We start from the raw sequence: 18,120 nt of genomic DNA on the forward strand, positions 1-18,120 counted from the left end.
CTTGGGTTCTCCATTGGATACTCGGTAAAGCCTGAGAGAGGGGCGATTGGGTAAGCCATTCCGGAAACGCAGTAAACACGTCCGTGTGGCTCCCGCGCGTCATCCATGACGCGAGGGTTCCGGAATAGCTTCCCCAACCACCCCTGGTGCCAGTAGGGAGTCTGGTGTACGCGTATCTGGGCTTTCCGGCTCGTACGTGGATTCCCTCGTACGCGGGGATGGCGAAGCCCTAATCGGTGAGGACGAAGTCAATTTCTCGTCATTCCCGCGAAAGCGGGAATCCAGTGAACGAAACTCCCACTGCTGATCTCGGCACAAAGGCGGATGCGGGGTATGAGGTTTCGGAGCCTTCGCGCCATGGATGGCGCGCAGGAGCTACAGGGACGTATTTACCGCGTTTCCGAAACCTCATACCCCGTAGCCGCCGGTCTTTCAGGCCCTTATGAACCAGGCAGATAACCTCCACTCAAACTCCAACATAATTACAGCCCCACCCGCTAAAGGCAGAGAGAAAAACACATGCGCAGTACCTTTAACAACTTCGATCCCACTCGTGTACCGTCTCCTTGCTTTGTGGTGGACACCGCCGCCGTGGAGGAGAATCTCAAAATCCTCAACCGTGTCCAGCGCGAAAGTGGGGCCAAGGTACTGGCCGCGCTAAAAGCCTTTTCCTGCTGGAAACTGGGCGGGCTCGTAGGAAAATACCTCTCGGGCACCTGCGCCAGCGGACTGCATGAAGCCATGCTGGGGCGCGAGCACTTTGGTGGTGAAGTGCATACGTATTCTGCCGCGTATCGCGAAAGCGATCTGCGCGAAATTCTGGCCATCTCCGACCACGTCGTGTTCAACTCCTTTGATCAGTGGAAGAGATTCCGAAGCATCGCCCTCGACGCTCAAAAAGAACGGCCCCAATTGCGTTTCGGCTTGCGCATTAACCCCGAGCACTCCGAAGGCGAAGTGCCCATCTATGACCCCTGCGCCCCCTGTTCGCGCATGGGTATTCCGGTATCGCAGTTCCAGCCCGATGAACTGGAAGGCATCTCCGGATTGCACTTTCACACGCTCTGCGAACAGGACCTACCGCCACTGACCCGCACCCTGGCGGCGGTGGAAGAAAAATTTGGCGCTTGGTTGGGGCAAATGGAATGGATCAACTTTGGCGGGGGGCACCATATCAGTCGTCCCGACTACCAGGTGGATGATCTGATTGCATTGATCAAAGACTTTGCTGGCCGCTACGACGTGCAAGTGTACTTGGAGCCCGGCGAAGCGGTGGCCATTCACACCGGGGCGCTGGTGGCTGAAGTGTTGGATCTGCCTTGGAACGGCATGAATCAGGCGATTCTGGATACGTCAGCGACTTGCCATATGCCCGACGTGTTGGAAATGCCTTACCGAGCTGAAATTCTGGGTGCGGATCAACCAAATGTTCACCCGCACACTTACCGGCTGGGTGGCATGACTTGCTTGGCTGGGGACATTATTGGTGATTACAGTTTCCCCAATCCGCTCAGTGTCGGACAGCGATTGATATTTGACGATATGGCGCACTACACCATGGTCAAAGCCACCACGTTTAATGGGATTCGCTTGCCGTCAATTGCGTTGTGGAACTCGTTGACCGATAAGTTGGAGGTAATTCGAGAATTTGGCTACCAGGATTTCAAAGAGCGCCTGGCCTAGCACGCGGCGTAAGGAGAGAGGGCCTGCCCCACACGGGGCAGGCGACCTGAAAGGCAAAGCGTCGTGACTTACCGGTTGTTGTCGGTAGCGTCGTCGGCTGAGTCTTCAACGTCTTCCCAGGTTTCTTCAGCGCCTTCCCGAGTATCTTCCCAGGCATCTTCAGTCGCTTCGCCAGCGTCTTCAGCGCCTTCACGGGTGTCTTCCCAGGCGTCCTCAGCACCTTCACGGGTGTCTTCCCAAGCGTCCTCGGTGCCTTCGCGGGTATCCTCCCAAGCATCTTCCGCACCTTCTTGCGTATCTTCCCAGGTCTCACCCGCTTCGTCGCCGGCATCATCAGCGCGGTCACGAGTACGTTCCCAAGTATCACCCGCGTCGTTGCGGTTTTGCTCTCCTGGAGGCTCATCCGGGGAGCAGGCGGTGAAAAGGCCAAATACCAGTGCGAAGGAGGCAATCGTCAAAGTGGTTTTCATAACATTAAACTCCTGTTTAGTGATGGCAGAAACCACTGTGCCCACACGAACTATCAAGGCGGGCTGTGGAACTGGATGCATTCCCAACGGCATATCCTGACAGTGCCGACTCTGTGTACTCCAGCCAAATCATAACTTGCCATTTGACCCAATTAAACCTTGGCCCTGGTGTATGTAAGCTGGTATTTCTTATACAATAATCGCTTGGTGGCAAAAAGCGCCAGTAGCCGCCGGGTTTGCGCGAGCGACAGTAAAAAGCACCGCACCGTTAAGCGCATCCGTAAGGCCTGAGAGCGATACAAAGCCCAATTGTTCCGCCTGGGACGAAAATGACTGAGCTTGTTGTGTTTGGTGAAAGGAAAACTCGAAACTTAACTGATTTGAGACTATGATCCAAAAGCCCGGCCAGGAGTTGGCTCGTGGATCTTCCTCACGCTGCGCTCAGTGCCTTCGATAACTCATCCGCTATGTCCGAGAATGGCCCATGTTGCAACTCTTTAACGCCACCACCAAAGTGCAAAAAGATCGGCAAGTCATGCGCGACACTGACGCCCGAGTGGCGAAGTACAGTCGACGCGGGCTGGTACTTAACTTTTTGGTGTTTATTCTCACCCTGGCATTCTTCGGGGATTTTTACCAAAGTGAACAGCATCTGGCCATAGCTCTGGTCACGGGTTTGCTTTTGGTGACACTGCTACGCAGCTACTTCCTTTTTCGTTTCGACACACTTTACGCGCGCGCCCCCGGGCGTTGGCGCAATCAGTATTTTATCGCGTCTTTTTTGGGGGCTGCCTGGTGGAGTGTAATTCTCGTGACCCTGACGTGGGTTCACGGTATGCGCAACGAAACCTTGGTTATGTGGCTGTACTCGGTGGTTTTTTACTCCAGTGTCGCGAATGTCTTTGCTCCGTACCGGCGCTTTTTGGCGGCTTATTTGTTTATCGGTCAGATTCCCGCCGCCGTCACGGCGATTTTACTCGGTCACGCCGAGGGCTATTTGTACGGCATTATCATGCTGGTCTTTTTTAGCATGATCACCCATCAGGCTAAGGTGACCTGCAATACCTATTGGGAGCGGCTTGAGGCCAACCATGCGTTACAGGAGCGAGCCCGGGGGTTGGAGTTCGAGCAGCGCAGCTCTCAGGCCTCCATTGAACTCAAGAATGAATTCCTGGTGAATCTGGGGCAGGAGTTACGCTCTTCGTTAAACGATATTTTGGGCACGCTGGCGCTGGTGGACGACGACAAATTGTCGGAGCGGCATCGAGAGCTGCTTTTGGTGGCTAGTAAAGCGGCTGAACGCCAGCTCGATCTGGTGAATAACGTGGTGGATTTTTCCAAGATCACCACCAAAAGCTTGAATCTGGAAGAGGAAAATTTTGACTTGCGCCGGCTTTTGGAAAAGCTCGTGCAGGACTTTGCTCTGGAAGCGCACCAGTTGGGGATCGAACTCAACTATTTGCTAGACGCTGAGCTGCCAAATCGGGTTAGGGGGGATGCCACTCGGTTGGGGCAGATTCTTAGCACCTTGCTCAATCATGCTCTCAAGTACGCCAGTTTGGGACAAGTGTTTATCGAAGCGGTTTTCCACCCGGATGAAAACGAGAATGGCGAGTTACAAATCGTGATCAGCGATTCCGCCAGCGGCGCCCCCCGAGAGCCGGGGGAAGAAGAGGGCTCCCTGGCCGTGGATGAGGAGCTGCGCGGTATCGGGCTATCCATCTGTAAGGGCTTGGCCGAATGCATGGGCGGCAGCGTGCATGTGTTGGAAAAACCCCAGGGTGGCAAGCGCACCGTCATCAATATTAAATTGGAAGTGATCTCTCATGCCACCAAGGGATTTGCGGAGGAGCAAAAGCTGCGAGGGCGCGGCGTTTTGCTGGTCGACTTCCCAGAAACCGTCGCAATGGATCTGACCGATCAGTTAAGCGGCTGGGGCATGCGGGTCAATAGCAGTTATGGGCGTGAACAAACCATGGCCAAAATTCGGGAAGTGCGTCAGCGCAAACAGCCCCTGGATTTGGTGTTGATTTACAACGCGCTGAACAGTTTTAATGCCTTGCCGCTGTCGCGGGAGCTGGCCAGCGATCCCGAAACCGCTGAGCTGAAGCAGGTCATTGCCATGAGCGTTCTTCAGCGGGATACGCCGGAGCTGGAAAAACACCTCGGCTCGCACTCTCAAGTGAGCTGTATTGACAAGCCCATCATGCATCGGCGCCTTCACGATGTCATGGTTCAACGGTTAATAGAGCATGACAACCGTGAGCTGGACACGGTTCAGGCACACGCCGATATGTCTCATCACACACCTGAGCCGCGCATTTTGCTGGTTGAAGATCACCGCGTCGATCAGATGGTGATCTCGGGTATGCTGAAAAAATTGGGTTGTCGCGTACACATTGCCATTGATGGCAAAGATGCCTTGTCGGCCTTGAGTAAGGAAAAGTTTGACCTCGTACTCATGGATTGCGACATACCCGAACTGGATGCCCTGGCGGCAATCACTGAGCTTCGAGAGGATGAAAAAGCCAGTAACATAAAACGGCATCTGCCGGTCGTCGCCATGACCTCCTATGACAATCCTGAGGAAGAGACTCGATGCCTGGCCGCCGGCATGGACGACCAGGTACTCAAGCCGCTGCGGTATGAGGAGTTGCGGCATCGACTCGAGCGGTGGTTGGGCCACTCTGGGTCCACGGACGGTGATACCTAACTCTTTGTAGCCAGCCAGGCCGTTGAAGAACTGCCTTGGTTGATAGCCCCTGTTCGTTAGCTGCTGTACGGAGCTGTGGCAGGGTTAAAAAATGGCTTACGAATCTGGACCCAGCCTTCTTTGTCCGCTATCGTCCCCCCTTTTTCGCGTCAGGAGCCCGCGTGATTCGAGATTTGCTGCGCCCAGTGCCCTTGGGCATTTATTTTTTGTCGTTTGCTGTGGGCGCTGTGGCGGCATTGGTGCTGCCCACTTTCAGTATCTTCCTGGCGCAGGAGTTGGGGGTACGCCCGCTGTTGGTAGGGTTGCCTTTTGCCGGCCTGGCGCTGGCCAGTATTGTTTACAACCAGTTGATTGGCGCTTGGTCGGACAAACTTCCTGACCGTCGCCCATTGGTGGTGGGGTTTTGTTTTTTAGGCACTCTATCCTGTGCAATTTTCGCCCTGTCTCGTAACTACTGGCTGGTGTCTTTTTCCGCTGTGGTGTTGTTCAGTTTGGCCATGGTGGCCTATTCACAAATGCTCGCCTACAGTCTGGATTATGCGGACCGACGGCTGGCAGAGGATCGGGTGCCCTTATTCAATGCCATAGTGCGGGCGCAGATCGCCGTGGCTTGGGTGTCGGGGCCGCCGGCGGGTTTTTTGTTGGCGGCGTATTTTGGTTTCAGCACCATGTACTGGGTAGCTGGTGCCCTGTTCACGTTCGTCGGCTTGGTTAGCTATAAGCTGTTACCGCGCCTGGAGCAAACTGACCAGGAGTTGGCTGACCAAGAACTAACTGGCAGTGCCGATGAGCGGGCGCCAACCCCTGGCAAGGTCACGCCGCCAGCGTTAACGTCCGCGGGCAAGCGGTCATTAGTATTGTGCTTGATTGCCTTCTCGCTTATGTGGGGAGCGAACAATGCCTATTTGATCAGTCTGCCGCTGCATATGACCGAAAACCTGGGCCTAAGCGCCAAGTGGGTCGGCTGGCTGATGGGTACGGCGGCGGGGCTGGAAATCCCCATTATGCTTCTGGCCGGTTATCTCAGTACGCGAGTGCGCTTGATTACGATGGTACGGCTGGCGGGCGTAGCGGGGTTGATGCTTTATGCGGGCGTCTACTGGCTGGACTCTCTGTGGCATCTATTTATCTTGCAGCTACCGAATGCCATCTTTATCGGTGTCCTGGCGGGGCTGGGCGTGTCGGTGGTGCAGCAATTGCTGCCCGGTCGCTCGGGCAGTGCGTCGGCGCTTTATACCAATACCACTCACTTGGGTAATTTGTTCAGCAGCTTAATGGTGGCGGTGGTGGCGGACTTTTATGGCTACCAGGATGTGTTCGCGGTGAATCTGGTGGTTATCGTGTTGGCCATGGCGGCATTTTGGGGTGTGCACCTCCGACGCAGCCCTGAGCGCTAAAAACAGTGCGTCCACTAGAATTCGTTGTCACTATCCGGCTCGTCCTCAGAGCGGGCGTTCTCCAACATCTGATGCAGCTGCTCGGCGCTGAGCTCGCTCAACTTGCGGCGTAGAGTCGCTTCCGCTTCTGGCAACACACTGGCCACTACGTCTTCCACCAATTGCGTCAAGTTCGGGTTTTGCGTTGGAGCTACCGGAGTAACTGTCGGTGGCGCTTCCGGCGTCGGTTTGGGTTTGAACGCTGGGGGCACGGGCTCAAACAACGGCGGTGGCCGGTTGCCGTGCAGCCGCTCGCGAATGTGTGCAGGCAGGAACGGGTTCTCCCCACTGGCTTTGGTCACACTGGGGCGCTTTAATCCGGGCGAAGGTTCTTTTGCCGGCGCTTGATCGGCGAGCGGACTATCCATATCAAACAGCGAAGTCTGCACTTCTTCTCGCGGCGAAAGTTCTTTCGCTGGCGAATCCTCAGGTTGATATTCTTCAAGCCCTGCCTGCTCATCCTTTGCGGGTGCCTCTATGTCGTGCAGGATGGGCGGCTCTTGCTCCTCTTGCTCTTCCAGTGTGGGAACGTCATGAGACATATCCCGGGCCTGGAGCAAGTCTCTGTAAGCCAGTTGGAGTTCCGCCAGGTCATCGCCATCCAGGGTGTCTTCCGCGCCGGTTTGTTCCTCAGCGGTGTCGATGACTTCTTGCAAAAGAGGGATGTCGTCGTCTTCCAACAACAGGCCTTTGATGGATTCCAGCTCTTGAAGAATGACGGCTTTGGTTTTGCTTTTGTGCTCTTCAGCCATAGGTGGGTCTCTGTGGAAATCGGCCGCTAAATATTGCGTGATTGAATGGGATAGCCACGGCTTTTGTAAAAACTGAAATGCTCGCGGGTGCATTGAAGAACCTGAGGCTCCTGGATCACTACCTCTGACAAGCGCTGGAACCGACTGAAGTGTTCCGGCACTCGCTGGCTCAGATTCACCAGTACGTCGTGGTGATCGCCGCAATCGCCGTTGGCGGTGATCTCCACCGGTGCTGCCGGTTGGTCTTGGGCGTCGATACGGCGATGGGGAACAAAACTCTCTGGATTAAAGCTCCACAGCAATTCATCCAGATAGTCGGCCTCCGCCGCCGAATCCACAACGACCAGCACCTCGTGGCCCAGGCGTTGCGCTTTTTCGACCAACCGGCAGGCGAACTGCCAGCGCGCTTGCGCTTCACTGTCCTGGAGTATGTAAAAAGAAACTTCAGTCATGCTGGCCCTTAAAATTCTAAGCGGTTAACGCTGATTAAGCAGATATTGCACCAGCAGTGACACGGGGCGACCCGTAGCACCTTTATTGGCGCCGCTGCGCCAGGCCGTGCCGGCCACGTCCAGATGGGCCCAGGGCGTTTTCTTGACGAATCTGGATAGGAAGCAGGCCGCAGTTACGCTGCCGGCTTCGCGGCCACCTATGTTGGCTATATCGGCAAAATTACTGTCGAGCTGCTTTTGGTATTCATCCCACAGAGGCATACGCCAAGCTCGGTCATTGGCTTCCTCACCAGCATTGAGCAGGGCTTCGGCCAAACTGTCTTCGTTGCTGTACAAACCGGTGGCGTGACTGCCCAGCGCAATCACACAGGCACCGGTCAAAGTGGCGACATCGACCACGGCCTTGGGTTTAAAGCGGGCGGAGTAGGTGAGGGCGTCGCACAGTACCAGCCGGCCCTCAGCATCGGTGTTGAGAATTTCGATGGTCTGGCCGCTCATGGAGGTAACGATGTCCCCCGGTTTGGTGGCGCGGCCGTCGGGCATGTTCTCCGCGGCGGCCACAATTGCCACCACGTTGATCTTGGCTTGCAGCTCTATCAACGTTTTCATTGTACCCAGGACACTGGCAGCGCCGCACATGTCGTACTTCATCTCGTCCATGCCCTGGCCGGGTTTCAGGCTGATGCCGCCGGTATCGAAGGTAATGCCTTTGCCCACCAGTGCCACCGGAGCCGCACTTTTGGCGCCGCCCTGGTAGGTCATTACAATCAGTTTGGCGGGCTCTTCACTGCCGGCGGACACAGAGAGTAGGGAACCCATACCCAACTCTTTCATCTGTTTTTCCTCCAGCACTTTGACACTCAACTTGGTCTGGCCGCGCGCCAATTGCTTGGCCTCGTTGGCCAGATAGGTCGGGGTGCAAACGTTACCCGGCAGGTCGCCCAGCTCCCGCGCCAGGGCCACACCCTTGGCTACCGCCGCGCCCGTTTCCAGGCCGGCTTTGGCGAGATTCACCTGGGAGGTTTCCTGGCACCCAAAAACAATTTTGCTGGGAGCGAAGTTGTCGTCCGGGGATGAGGATTTGAAGCGGGTAAAACGATACTGTTGGGCGCCGAGCAGTTCCGCGACTTGCCGGGCTTGCCACTGGGCGTCGCGGTCCTTGACCGACACCTCTCCCAAACACAGGCACAAATCCTTGCAGGCGGTGTTTTTCAGCGCCAGGAGGCCTTTGTCCACGGCTTTGCGATAATCGTTTGCGCTCACCGGTGCCTTGCCCATGCCAATGACCAGCAGGCGTTCGGCGCTAATCCCGGTTGGGCTTAGCAGCAGCAGAGTTTGTCCGGCCTTGCCTTTGAAGCCCTCGCGCTTGCACAATGCCCCCAGTTGTCCGCCCGCCTCTTCGATCGCCTGGGCGGAAGGGGAGAGTTTGCCTCCTTCATAGACGGCCACGACCAGGCAATGGCTGCGCTGTTTTGGAGCGGTGACAACTTTGGCGGTAAAAGACATAAACATCCTCCGGCGGACGGGTAGTTTAAAGAACCAAGACAAAAAAGCGCGAGTGCGGGATAATGCCACACTTTTCACGGTCTTGACCCAGGTGCATTAAGGCGACTTTGCCTGGGAGCTGCCAAAAACGATTGGGACGGCGTCAAGCTGGTTTTGCGCGCCAATCCGGCGAAACGCTCTGGGATAAGGTGGCCGCGCTTGCTCGATCGTGTTCCACAAGGCTTTTCAGTTGGCTGCTAGTGTACGCCATAGGGCTTGCCGGGAAAATCGCCGCGACCACTCGCTACGACTACGGCGACCGTTGCAGGCTCAGAATTTGAAACTCAGGATGTCCGCGTGATTATTTTCCGTTACCTAAACCGCGAAGTCATGGTCACTATGGTGGCGGTGAGCAGTATCTTGCTGTTGATTATCATGAGTGGCCGCTTCGTCCGATATTTGGCCGAAGCCGCCACCGGTAATTTATCGGTGGATGTTCTGTTTACCATCATGGGTTATCGCTTGCCGGGCTTCCTGGAGCTTGTGGTGCCTCTGGGTTTCTTTATCGCCATTCTGCTCGCCTATGGGCGCTTGTATACCGACAGCGAGATGGTGGTGCTCTCGGCCTGTGGTATTAGTCAACATCAACTGCTGGGCTTTACGTTGGTGCCGGCGCTAGGCGTGGCCGTTCTGGTCGGCAGCATGAGTTTGTGGGTGAGTCCCATGGGTGTGCTCGCCACGGAGACGGTGCTGGCAGAGCAGCGCACGCGGAGCGAATTTGATTTGGTGCAGCCAGGTCGCTTCCAACCTTTGAGCGGCGGTGAATCCATTTCTTATGTGGAAGGCGTCAGTGACGACCGGCAGCGCCTGCGCGGGGTGTTCGTGGCGGAGTCGGGCACCGACGCGGGCCAACACAGCACAACGGTGGTGGTGGCCGATTACGGTGAACAAGCCGTCCACGATGAATATGGGCGACGCTACCTGAACTTGTATAACGGCCGTCGCTACGAGGGCCAGCCCGGCGAGGCGAATTTTCAAGTCACCGAATTTGATATTTACGGCCAATACTTACCACCGCCCGATACCAGCGCTGGCTTCCGAAACAAAGCGGATGCTATTCCCACAGCCGAATTGTGGAGGGCTGAGGACTTACAAAGTCGCGCTACCTTGCAGTGGCGATTGTCTCTGCCAGTATTGGTAATGGTAGTGGCATTCTTGGCGGTACCTTTGAGTAGCACCAGCCCTCGACGGGGGCGCTACGTGAAAATGCTGCCAGCCATTATTCTTTACATGGTGTACTTGGGGGCATTAAGCGGCGTCAGGGGAGCCATTGAGGCCGGTAATTGGCCGGTGGTGCCGGGCTTGTGGGTTGTCCATCCTGTGTTTATCGCTCTGGCGTTGCTGCTACTCAATGCGCAGGGTTTGCGTCTCTGGCGGCAGAAGCGCCGCGCCCAGGCGGAGGCCCGACATGCGTAAAATCAATTTTTACGTGGGCAAAACGGTGTTTCTTGCCGTGCTCATGGTGCTGTTGGTAATTTTGTCCCTGGATTTGGCGGGTACTTTTATCGACGAAATGGGCAGCTTGCGGGCGGATTACAACGTCGTTGAAGCGCTCATTTATATCCTGTTGACGCTCCCCGGTCGCGTATACCAGTACCTCCCCTACGCCAGTCTGGTGGGCTGCTTGGTAGGGCTGGGGATTCTCGCCAACGCCAGCGAGCTGGTGGTGATTCGCGCAGCGGGCGTGTCCGTAAAACGTATTACGTGGATGGTGGTAAAGCCGGTGTTGCTCTTCGTCGCCCTGGGTATCGCCTTGGGCGAGTACGTGATTCCCTATACGGATCAGCTAGCGGACAGTCGGCGCGCTGTGGCTCTGGGTGACCAACGCAGTGTGCAAACTCAGCGGGGGCTTTGGACGCGTGAAGGAAATGACTTTATTTATTTCGGCGCTGTTCAGCCCGATGGAGTTATCCACGGTGTAACCCGCTATCGGTTTGATGAGAACCGGGATTTACTTCAGGCCAGCTACACCCGTGAAGCCCGCTATCAGGGCGGCTATTGGCACGAGGAAGATATTGCCACCACTCATCTGGATCGGGAAACCACCCGGGTTGACCACCTAGAGGAGCGCCGCTGGGATACGGACCTGTCGCCAGCGCTGCTGAACATTGTTGCGCTGGAGCCCCATGCGCTGTCGATTCGCAATTTGTTTTTCTACGCCAATTATTTGCGCCAGCAGGGGCTGGATAGCGGCGAGTATCGATTGGCGTTTTGGGAAAAAACATTGCAGCCTTTGGCTACCGTAAGCCTGGTGTTGATTGCGATTTCCTTTATTTTTGGTCCGCTGCGGGAAGTGACCATGGGGCAGCGAATTTTTACCGGCGTGGTATTCGGTATTGTGTTTCGCCTCACCCAAAGCCTGCTGGGGCCCTCCAGCCTGGTGTTCGGTTTTCCCCCGGTGATCGCGGTGGTGATTCCCATCGCCGCTTGTATTGGGCTTGGGGTATACCTGTTGAATCGAACTCGGTAGCGTTGCAGCAATTTTAACCGTTCCTCCCGCGAATCGCCTCCGTCGCTGCAACTAAGCCACTGTTACCGTGGACTCCCCATTTTGTTGAAATGGAGAAGGCGGGTGAAAATTGGGGGAAGAACTCGGTAGTGTAAGACCACGAGGGGCGTGCAGGATGAGTGTTCAGCAAGCCTCAAAAGAGGGACCTTTTGAGGCAGTCCCCATGGATGGGTTCACGACGTTTGCTGAACACTCACCCTGCGCGGCCCTAAAACTTGCTTACGAAGCGGCTAGTTCGATTATCCAACCCAGCACCTGCGCGCAGGTACGTCGCTCCCGCACACTCCGTGGGATATTCAGATGTCAGTTTTTCTCTTTGGGCAATAGAATCACCCGGGTTTTGCTAAGCCGCCCATGCAGGGTGTGCCGCTGGGGATCCACCCACCGCCAAAAGTACCCCATTCCCAAGCACAGCAGCGATACCGGGGCCACGAGAGAGCGCAGCACGCACTGTTTGAGTGATGCCAACGCCCCGGAATCCCCGTCTACCAGTTTCAATCGCCAAGCTCGCATGCCCAGGGTTTGCCCGGAGCGACGCCAGAAATAACAAAAGAAGCCAGCCAACACCACCAGCAGACCCACAAACACCGGAAACCGCCAGACACCCCACTGCATTCGCTCCCCTTCTGCGGGCGCGCCTTGCAGCAGCACATTAATAAATGTCACCACCGCTCCATAGGCCAAAGCCACCGCAATCAGTAACAGACTGTCGTACACCATAGCGGCGAAGCGGCGTAGTAAGCGGGCGGAGACGTGTTGGAGATCGGTGCGAGGAGGGCTAGTGGGCATAATTTGTTTTCGTTCGCAAAACGGGCGGGCATTGTAACAGTTAGTCTGGATAATTCACTCAGTGCCAACGCTCATCGGCTTTTCCCATGCGCCACGCCAGACGTATGAGTGAAACATTCGGTTTAAAGGCTGAAATGAATCAACCAATTGTCGGCCTTTTGAGGTGGCTGCCCCAAGGATATGGTGCCGGAGCCCAACAGCGGCAAGGCTTCGCGACGCAGGTAAATTTCGGCTTGGCCGGGGCTCTGCACATAGGTGCCGTTGGTGCTGTGGTCCACCAATACGTACTTGCCGCGGCGAAAAACAATATGGCAATGATCGCGAGAGGCCAGCCCCGAATCGATTTGCAAATCGGCTTTGAGCGCGTCCCGACCCACCACGAACGGCGTTTGGTAGGGCGCGATGGTGATTTCCCTTCCGCCTAGGATGAGCGTCAGCTTCATACCGTCCAGCCGCTGGGAGATCGCATCCACGGACATCATGCGCGTGGCGCTGTGCCCATGGGTGGCACCTTCCCACTGCAGCCGATAAATAGTGGTGTGGCCCACTTCGCCTTTGATGTTTACCTGATCGAAGGTTTGGCACTGGCTGTGCAGATCGTCGTCGAGACTGGACACCACGCCTTCCGTCAAAACGATTTGATTGGCGCGGGCAATATGAGTGACGAAGGCGGCGTCGTTTACCGTGTCGCCGAAAGTGTCTTCTTTGTCGAGTAGGGTGGGGCCGTAGGCTATACCGATGCGCACGGCTAATGCTTCATTGCCACTGCGCAGGGCGCAACGCTGCTGGATGGCGGTGGCGGCTCGACAGGCGTCGCAGGCTGTATCAAAGCGGGCCATTATTTCGTCGCCGATGGTTTTTACGACGGTACCGGCATACTCCACAGTCAGCCGGGTCATAATGTCCAGTGTGTTATCCACCAGTTGCTTGGCGCCCAAATTTCCCAGGCGCTTGTATAGGGCCGAGCTGTTGGAGACGTCGGCAAACATAATGGCGAGGTCGCGGCTCTGCTGGCTCATTACCGGTGTGAATTCTCTGGGTAAACGAAGGAACGAACAGCCGCATCATAACGCGGCTGTGTTACAAAACACAGGGGGCGGACAGTGGGGATAGGAATGCAAATAGATAAAGATGGTACCAGAGGCCGGACTCGAACCGGCACACCCTCGCGGGCGGGGGATTTTGAATCCCCTGCGTCTACCAATTTCGCCACTCTGGCACAAAAACGTAACTTGAAGTTACTGTGCGGTTTGCAAGTTCTACCAGTGCTTCGCACTGGCCCTGCGGTCGCTCACGGGCTCCAGCCCATCTCTCGATGAGGGCTGGCCGCCATCGAAGAGCGCGAGATTATAGCAGTGTGCCTCACCCCGTCAACTGCTACTGACAGGAAATGTCTTTTTATAGCGGCAGGCTGAGCCGTGCGCGTAGCCAGATGAGCGCTTTTCCTATACCCTTGCCAACCTGACGAGTTCCAGAGCGCCATTCGGTGCCCTCACCACACGCCTTTGTACTTTTATTATGCAACGCCAGGATTTCTCATACGTCTTGCCCGACGAGCTCATTGCCCGTGAGCCAGCAGCGCAGCGCCGCGGCAGCCGGCTGCTGTGTTTGGATGGCCCCAGTGGCCAAGTGGCGCACCGGCACTTTCCAGACTTACTGGAATTGGTGCAGCCCGGTGACCTCATGGTCTTCAACGATACTCGCGTTATTCCCGCGCGCCTGTTCGGTCAAAAAGACACGGGCGGCCGGGTGGAGGTGTTGGTGGAACGGCTGCTCGATGAGCAGCGGGTACTCGCCCATACCCGTGCCAGCAAATCCCCGAAGATTGGTAGCTTCATCCTGTTGGAAGATGGTACTCGTCTGGCGGTAACCGGCCGTCGTGGTGATTTGTTCGAATTAAATTTCCCTGAGGGAGAGCCCGCTTTCGAAGTTTTGGAGCGGGCGGGGCATATGCCTCTGCCTCCTTATATTGACCGGGAAGACGAGGCGCTGGATCGGGAACGTTATCAAACGGTGTACGGCCGTCACTCCGGCGCGGTAGCCGCGCCCACCGCTGGGCTGCATTTTGATACTGAATTGTTGGATCAGCTGCGGTCCAAAGGGGTTGAAATTGCCTTTGTAACCCTCCATGTAGGGGCAGGAACCTTTCAGCCTGTGCGCGTGGATAACATCACCGAGCATCAGATGCACAGCGAAGTGATGGAGTTGAATGAAGAGGTCTGCGCGCGAGTGCGTGCCACCCGTGAAGCCGGTGGTCGAGTTATCGCGGTGGGAACGACCAGCGTACGCTGCCTGGAAAGCGCGGCTCGCTCTGGTGAGTTGCAGCCCTATCGGGGCGATACCGACATCTTTATTTACCCCGGCTATTCGTTTCAGGTGGTGGACGCATTGATCACCAACTTCCACCTGCCTGAGTCCACTCTGTTGATGTTGGTGTCGGCTTTTGCCGGTTATCGCCACACGCTAGGTGCTTACCGGACAGCGGTAGAAGAACGATACCGCTTCTTTAGTTATGGCGATGCCATGTTTATTACGCGCAATCCCCAGGCCGAGACCGAATCCGTGGCCGGAGATACGGACTCCAAAGAGACAGACGCTTGAAGCAATCCCCTACTATGAAGTTTGAGTTGGATACCCAGCAAGGGTTGGCCCGGCGTGGGCGCCTGATCTTCCCTCGGGGAGTGGTAGAGACGCCCGCTTTTATGCCCGTGGGCACCTACGGCACCGTCAAGGGCATGTTGCCCCGGGACATAGCCGCGACCGGTGCGCAGATTATTCTCGGTAATACCTTCCATTTAATGCTGCGACCGGGCACTGAGGTGGTAAAGGCGCACGGGGATTTGCACGACTTTATGCAGTGGCCTGGGCCCATACTCACCGACTCGGGCGGCTTTCAGGTGTTTAGCCTGGGTGACTTGCGCAAAATCACCGAGGAGGGCGTTTCCTTTCGCTCCCCCATTAATGGAAGCAAAGTCTATCTGGACCCGGAAACCGCCATGAAAGTGCAACGGGATTTGGGCTCTGACATAGTCATGATCTTCGACGAGTGCACCCCGTACCCAGCGACGGAGAAACAGGCTCGGGATTCCATGGAGCTGTCATTGCGCTGGGCCAAACGCTCACGTGTTGCTCATGACGACAATCCAGCCGCTCTGTTTGGTATTGTGCAAGGCGGCATGTACCCGCAGTTGCGCCGGGAATCTCTGGCCGGCCTGATGGATATTGGTTTTGACGGCTACGCCATCGGCGGTTTGTCAGTGGGGGAGCCCAAAGACGAAATGCTGAAGGTGTTGGATGCATTGGCACCGGACATGCCGCAAGATAAGCCCCGCTACCTGATGGGCGTGGGTAAGCCGGCGGATATTGTCGAGGCGGTGCGCCGCGGTGTGGACATGTTCGATTGTGTGATGCCTACGCGTAATGCGCGCAATGGCCACCTGTTTACTCGCGAGGGTGTGGTTAAGATTCGCAATGCCCGTCATCGTCACGATACCGGGCCTGTGGACTCACATTGTGATTGCTATTGTTGTCAAAACTTCAGTCGCAGCTATCTTCACCACTTGGAAAAATGTGGTGAGATGCTGGCCGCCCAGCTGGCAACCATCCACAACCTGACTTTTTACCAGAACTTGATGGCCCAACTTAGAGCGGCGATTGCGGCCGGAGAGCTGGATGCCATGGTAGAGGATTTTTACAGTGCCCAGGGGTTACCCGTGCCGGCATTGACTTCGGAACTGACGGATGCCTGATGGGTCGGATGGCTGTTCGTTGTTGTATGCGTTTAAATCGGTATAATCGCGCCTTTACCGACTCGACCCGGAATCCAGGGGCTGCTCCAGCTTTCGAGCCCGTCGCAATCCATCGATACCGTTAAATAAATACACGGAACCATCTATGTCAAACCGCTATCCGCTCTGGAAGTACCTTTTGGTAGCCTTCGTTGCCGTCTTGGCATACGTTTATGCGCTGCCCAACATCTACGCCCCGGATCCGGCGGTACAGATCTCCGGCGCCGCTGCCAATGTAGTGGTAGGCCGCCAGCAGGCACAAACCGTAGAGGAACATTTAACTTCTCTAGGTGTGGGCATCGTCAATACGGAAGTCACCGAAAGCGCAATTCTAGTTCGCCTGGAAGAAGAAGAGCACCAAATGCTGGCTCGTCGGGAGATCCAGCGAGTGCTGGGCAGTGACTATGTGGCTGCTTTGAACATGGCGCCCACCACGCCGCAGTGGCTACGTTCCATTGGTGGCTCCCCCATGGCCTTGGGTCTTGATCTGTCTGGTGGTGTGCACTTTTTGATGGAGGTGGATACTCATAGCGCGGTTGCCACGCGGCAGGAAATCAATTCCGATGAAATGAAAAGCATACTGCGCAACCAGCGCATTCGTTACCACGAAGTAGAAGTGGATGAGGACAATGTGATTTACGGTCGCTTCCGTACGGCGGAGTTGCGCGATCAAGCAGTAGCTGCGGTGCGTCGGGAATTTAACGATCACAGCTTCCGCAGTGTCGATACCGATGACGAGCACCGCTTTTACGCCACCCTGAGCGAAAGCGCTATTTCCGAAATTGAAAGTTACGCTCTGAATCAAAACCTGGTGACCCTGCGCAACCGGGTTAACGAACTGGGTGTTTCCGAGCCTATCGTCCAGCGCCAAGGCGCTGACCGGATTATTGTTCAGCTACCGGGCGTTCAGGATACCGCTGAAGCCAAACGGATTATCGGTCGTACCGCCAACCTGGAATTCCGCCTGGAAGCCCAGCCGGACACCATGGTTTCCATGAAAGAGGAATTCCCATTCCGCAGTCAGGAGGACCGACGCGGAGCTACGGCGGAGCTGGAGCGGCAAATCATCCTTACCGGTGATCATGTGGCCAACGCCAGCAGTGGTTTCGACCACGAAACCAACCAGCCCCAGGTGAATATCACCCTGGACAGCCTCGGCGGCACCATGATGCACCGGGCGACCCGTAGCAACATCGGTCGGCGCATGGGTGTACTCTTTATTGAGCACAGAAGCCGCACCGAGATCCAAACCGACGAAGCCGGCGAACAGGTAGAAGTCACCGAATACTACGTCGATCGGGAAATTATCAGCCTCGCTACCATCCAGGGAGCCCTGGGGGTGCAGTTCCGTATTACTGGCTTGGAGTCGCCTGCTGAAGCGTCCGAATTGGCGCTGCTGCTGCGCGCTGGCGCCCTGGCCGCCCCCATGTATTTTGTGGAAGAGCGCACCATTGGGCCATCTTTGGGTGCAGAAAACATTTCCCAGGGCATCACCTCACTCACCTGGGGGATGGCGCTGGTGTTGCTGTTCATGCTGCTGTACTACAAAACCTTCGGGTTGATTGCGAATCTCGCGCTGATCATGAACATGTTTGTTCTGGTCGCTGTTATGTCCATCATCGGCGCCACACTGACGCTACCGGGTATTGCCGGTATCGTGCTCACTGTGGGTATGGCGGTGGATGCCAATGTGCTGATCTTCTCGCGGATTCGCGAGGAGCTGCGCTCCGGAAGCTCACCACAGTCGGCCATTTATTCGGGCTATGAGCGCGCCTTCGTGAGTATTCTGGATGCCAACATCACCACATTGTTGGTGGCGGTGATCCTCTACGCCATTGGTACCGGGCCGGTCAAAGGCTTCGCGGTTACCCTGTCCATCGGCATCATGACCTCTATGTTCACCGCCATTATAGGCACCCGTGCCCTGGTGAACTTGATTTATGGCCGCCGCCGAAATCTGCAGAAGATCTGGATATAAGAGAG

14 protein-coding genes and 1 tRNA gene are annotated in these 18,120 nt (G+C 56.2%); 8 read left to right on the forward strand and 7 right to left on the reverse strand.

From position 1 onward, the window contains the following. The first annotated feature begins 519 nt into the window (after window positions 1-519). A complete protein-coding gene (gene nspC, locus RBH33_RS11015) occupies window positions 520-1,683 on the forward strand; it encodes a carboxynorspermidine decarboxylase (RefSeq protein ID WP_306732243.1) in 1,164 nt (387 codons plus the stop codon). A 68-nt stretch (window positions 1,684-1,751) separates the two neighbouring features. Here the strand turns inward: nspC and RBH33_RS11020 are convergent, their stop codons facing one another. After that, window positions 1,752-2,153 carry a hypothetical protein gene (locus tag RBH33_RS11020; RefSeq protein WP_306732244.1) on the reverse strand — a complete coding sequence of 134 codons (402 nt, stop codon included), beginning with the start codon at window positions 2,151-2,153 and terminating at the stop codon, window positions 1,752-1,754. Window positions 2,154-2,637: 484 nt separating this feature from the next. Here RBH33_RS11020 and RBH33_RS11025 point away from each other — a divergent pair, with 484 nt between their 5' ends. Both RBH33_RS11025 and RBH33_RS11030 read left to right on the forward strand, forming a co-directional pair. Beyond that, a complete protein-coding gene (locus RBH33_RS11025) occupies window positions 2,638-4,866 on the forward strand; it encodes a response regulator (RefSeq protein WP_306732245.1) in 2,229 nt (742 codons plus the stop codon). Window positions 4,867-5,027: 161 nt separating this feature from the next. Continuing rightward, window positions 5,028-6,263 (forward strand): sugar efflux transporter, encoded by a 1,236-nt coding sequence (locus RBH33_RS11030; protein WP_306732246.1) that lies wholly within the window; start codon window positions 5,028-5,030, stop codon window positions 6,261-6,263. Window positions 6,264-6,277: 14 nt separating this feature from the next. Here RBH33_RS11030 and RBH33_RS11035 read toward each other — a convergent pair whose 3' ends face one another. The 3 genes from RBH33_RS11035 to RBH33_RS11045 are packed head-to-tail and all read right to left on the reverse strand — an operon-like array spanning window position 6,278 to window position 9,012. After that, a complete protein-coding gene (locus RBH33_RS11035; RefSeq protein WP_306732247.1) occupies window positions 6,278-7,054 on the reverse strand; it encodes a hypothetical protein in 777 nt (258 codons plus the stop codon). A gap of 26 nt (window positions 7,055-7,080) precedes the next feature. Further along, a complete protein-coding gene (locus RBH33_RS11040; RefSeq protein WP_306732248.1) occupies window positions 7,081-7,506 on the reverse strand; it encodes a DNA polymerase III subunit chi in 426 nt (141 codons plus the stop codon). Window positions 7,507-7,530: 24 nt separating this feature from the next. Further along, window positions 7,531-9,012 (reverse strand): leucyl aminopeptidase, encoded by a 1,482-nt coding sequence (locus RBH33_RS11045; protein WP_306732249.1) that lies wholly within the window; start codon window positions 9,010-9,012, stop codon window positions 7,531-7,533. 336 nt (window positions 9,013-9,348) lie between these two features. Here RBH33_RS11045 and lptF point away from each other — a divergent pair, with 336 nt between their 5' ends. Next, entirely contained in the window at window positions 9,349-10,467 is a 1,119-nt protein-coding gene (gene lptF, locus RBH33_RS11050) for an LPS export ABC transporter permease LptF (RefSeq protein WP_306732250.1), read from the forward strand. Then, window positions 10,460-11,521 (forward strand): LPS export ABC transporter permease LptG, encoded by a 1,062-nt coding sequence (lptG, locus tag RBH33_RS11055; protein ID WP_306732251.1) that lies wholly within the window; start codon window positions 10,460-10,462, stop codon window positions 11,519-11,521. The genes lptF and lptG overlap by 8 nt, the downstream gene beginning before the upstream one ends. A gap of 342 nt (window positions 11,522-11,863) precedes the next feature. Here lptG and RBH33_RS11060 read toward each other — a convergent pair whose 3' ends face one another. The 3 genes from RBH33_RS11060 to RBH33_RS11070 form a co-directional block, all read right to left on the reverse strand. Continuing rightward, entirely contained in the window at window positions 11,864-12,349 is a 486-nt protein-coding gene (locus tag RBH33_RS11060; protein WP_306732252.1) for an RDD family protein, read from the reverse strand. Window positions 12,350-12,471: 122 nt separating this feature from the next. After that, on the reverse strand, window positions 12,472-13,368 hold the full coding sequence (locus RBH33_RS11065) for an adenylate/guanylate cyclase domain-containing protein (RefSeq protein ID WP_306732253.1): 897 nt from the start codon (window positions 13,366-13,368) through the stop codon (window positions 12,472-12,474). A 113-nt stretch (window positions 13,369-13,481) separates the two neighbouring features. Beyond that, a tRNA-Leu gene (locus RBH33_RS11070) sits at window positions 13,482-13,568 on the reverse strand. Window positions 13,569-13,867: 299 nt separating this feature from the next. Between RBH33_RS11070 and queA the strand changes: the two genes are divergently transcribed. The 3 genes from queA to secD all read left to right on the forward strand — a co-directional run bounded on the left by queA (window position 13,868) and on the right by secD (window position 18,115). Further along, window positions 13,868-14,950, forward strand: a complete 1,083-nt coding sequence (gene queA / locus RBH33_RS11075) for a tRNA preQ1(34) S-adenosylmethionine ribosyltransferase-isomerase QueA (protein ID WP_306732254.1) — start codon at window positions 13,868-13,870, stop codon at window positions 14,948-14,950. 14 nt (window positions 14,951-14,964) lie between these two features. Further along, window positions 14,965-16,098: a tRNA guanosine(34) transglycosylase Tgt gene (tgt, locus tag RBH33_RS11080; protein ID WP_306732352.1), complete on the forward strand. Its 1,134-nt coding sequence runs from the start codon at window positions 14,965-14,967 to the stop codon at window positions 16,096-16,098. Window positions 16,099-16,243: 145 nt separating this feature from the next. After that, window positions 16,244-18,115, forward strand: a complete 1,872-nt coding sequence (gene secD / locus RBH33_RS11085; protein WP_306732255.1) for a protein translocase subunit SecD — start codon at window positions 16,244-16,246, stop codon at window positions 18,113-18,115. Window positions 18,116-18,120: the final 5 nt, after the last annotated feature.

The sequence above is a fragment of the Marinimicrobium hydrolyticum genome (genome assembly GCF_030848505.1).
Lineage (GTDB): Bacteria > Pseudomonadota > Gammaproteobacteria > Pseudomonadales > Cellvibrionaceae > JAVDDU01.

What these genes read in the sequence shown, in the direction of transcription:
- nspC (WP_306732243.1), top strand. Translation starts at nt 520, where the DNA reads ATGCGCAGTACCTTTAACAACTTCGATCCCACTCGTGTACCGTCTCCT.
- RBH33_RS11020 (WP_306732244.1), bottom strand. Translation starts at nt 2,153, where the DNA reads ATGAAAACCACTTTGACGATTGCCTCCTTCGCACTGGTATTTGGCCTT.
- RBH33_RS11025 (WP_306732245.1), top strand. Translation starts at nt 2,638, where the DNA reads ATGTTGCAACTCTTTAACGCCACCACCAAAGTGCAAAAAGATCGGCAA.
- RBH33_RS11035 (WP_306732247.1), bottom strand. Translation starts at nt 7,054, where the DNA reads ATGGCTGAAGAGCACAAAAGCAAAACCAAAGCCGTCATTCTTCAAGAG.
- RBH33_RS11040 (WP_306732248.1), bottom strand. Translation starts at nt 7,506, where the DNA reads ATGACTGAAGTTTCTTTTTACATACTCCAGGACAGTGAAGCGCAAGCG.
- RBH33_RS11045 (WP_306732249.1), bottom strand. Translation starts at nt 9,012, where the DNA reads ATGTCTTTTACCGCCAAAGTTGTCACCGCTCCAAAACAGCGCAGCCAT.
- lptG (WP_306732251.1), top strand. Translation starts at nt 10,460, where the DNA reads ATGCGTAAAATCAATTTTTACGTGGGCAAAACGGTGTTTCTTGCCGTG.
- RBH33_RS11060 (WP_306732252.1), bottom strand. Translation starts at nt 12,349, where the DNA reads ATGCCCACTAGCCCTCCTCGCACCGATCTCCAACACGTCTCCGCCCGC.
- RBH33_RS11065 (WP_306732253.1), bottom strand. Translation starts at nt 13,368, where the DNA reads ATGAGCCAGCAGAGCCGCGACCTCGCCATTATGTTTGCCGACGTCTCC.
- queA (WP_306732254.1), top strand. Translation starts at nt 13,868, where the DNA reads ATGCAACGCCAGGATTTCTCATACGTCTTGCCCGACGAGCTCATTGCC.
- tgt (WP_306732352.1), top strand. Translation starts at nt 14,965, where the DNA reads ATGAAGTTTGAGTTGGATACCCAGCAAGGGTTGGCCCGGCGTGGGCGC.
- secD (WP_306732255.1), top strand. Translation starts at nt 16,244, where the DNA reads ATGTCAAACCGCTATCCGCTCTGGAAGTACCTTTTGGTAGCCTTCGTT.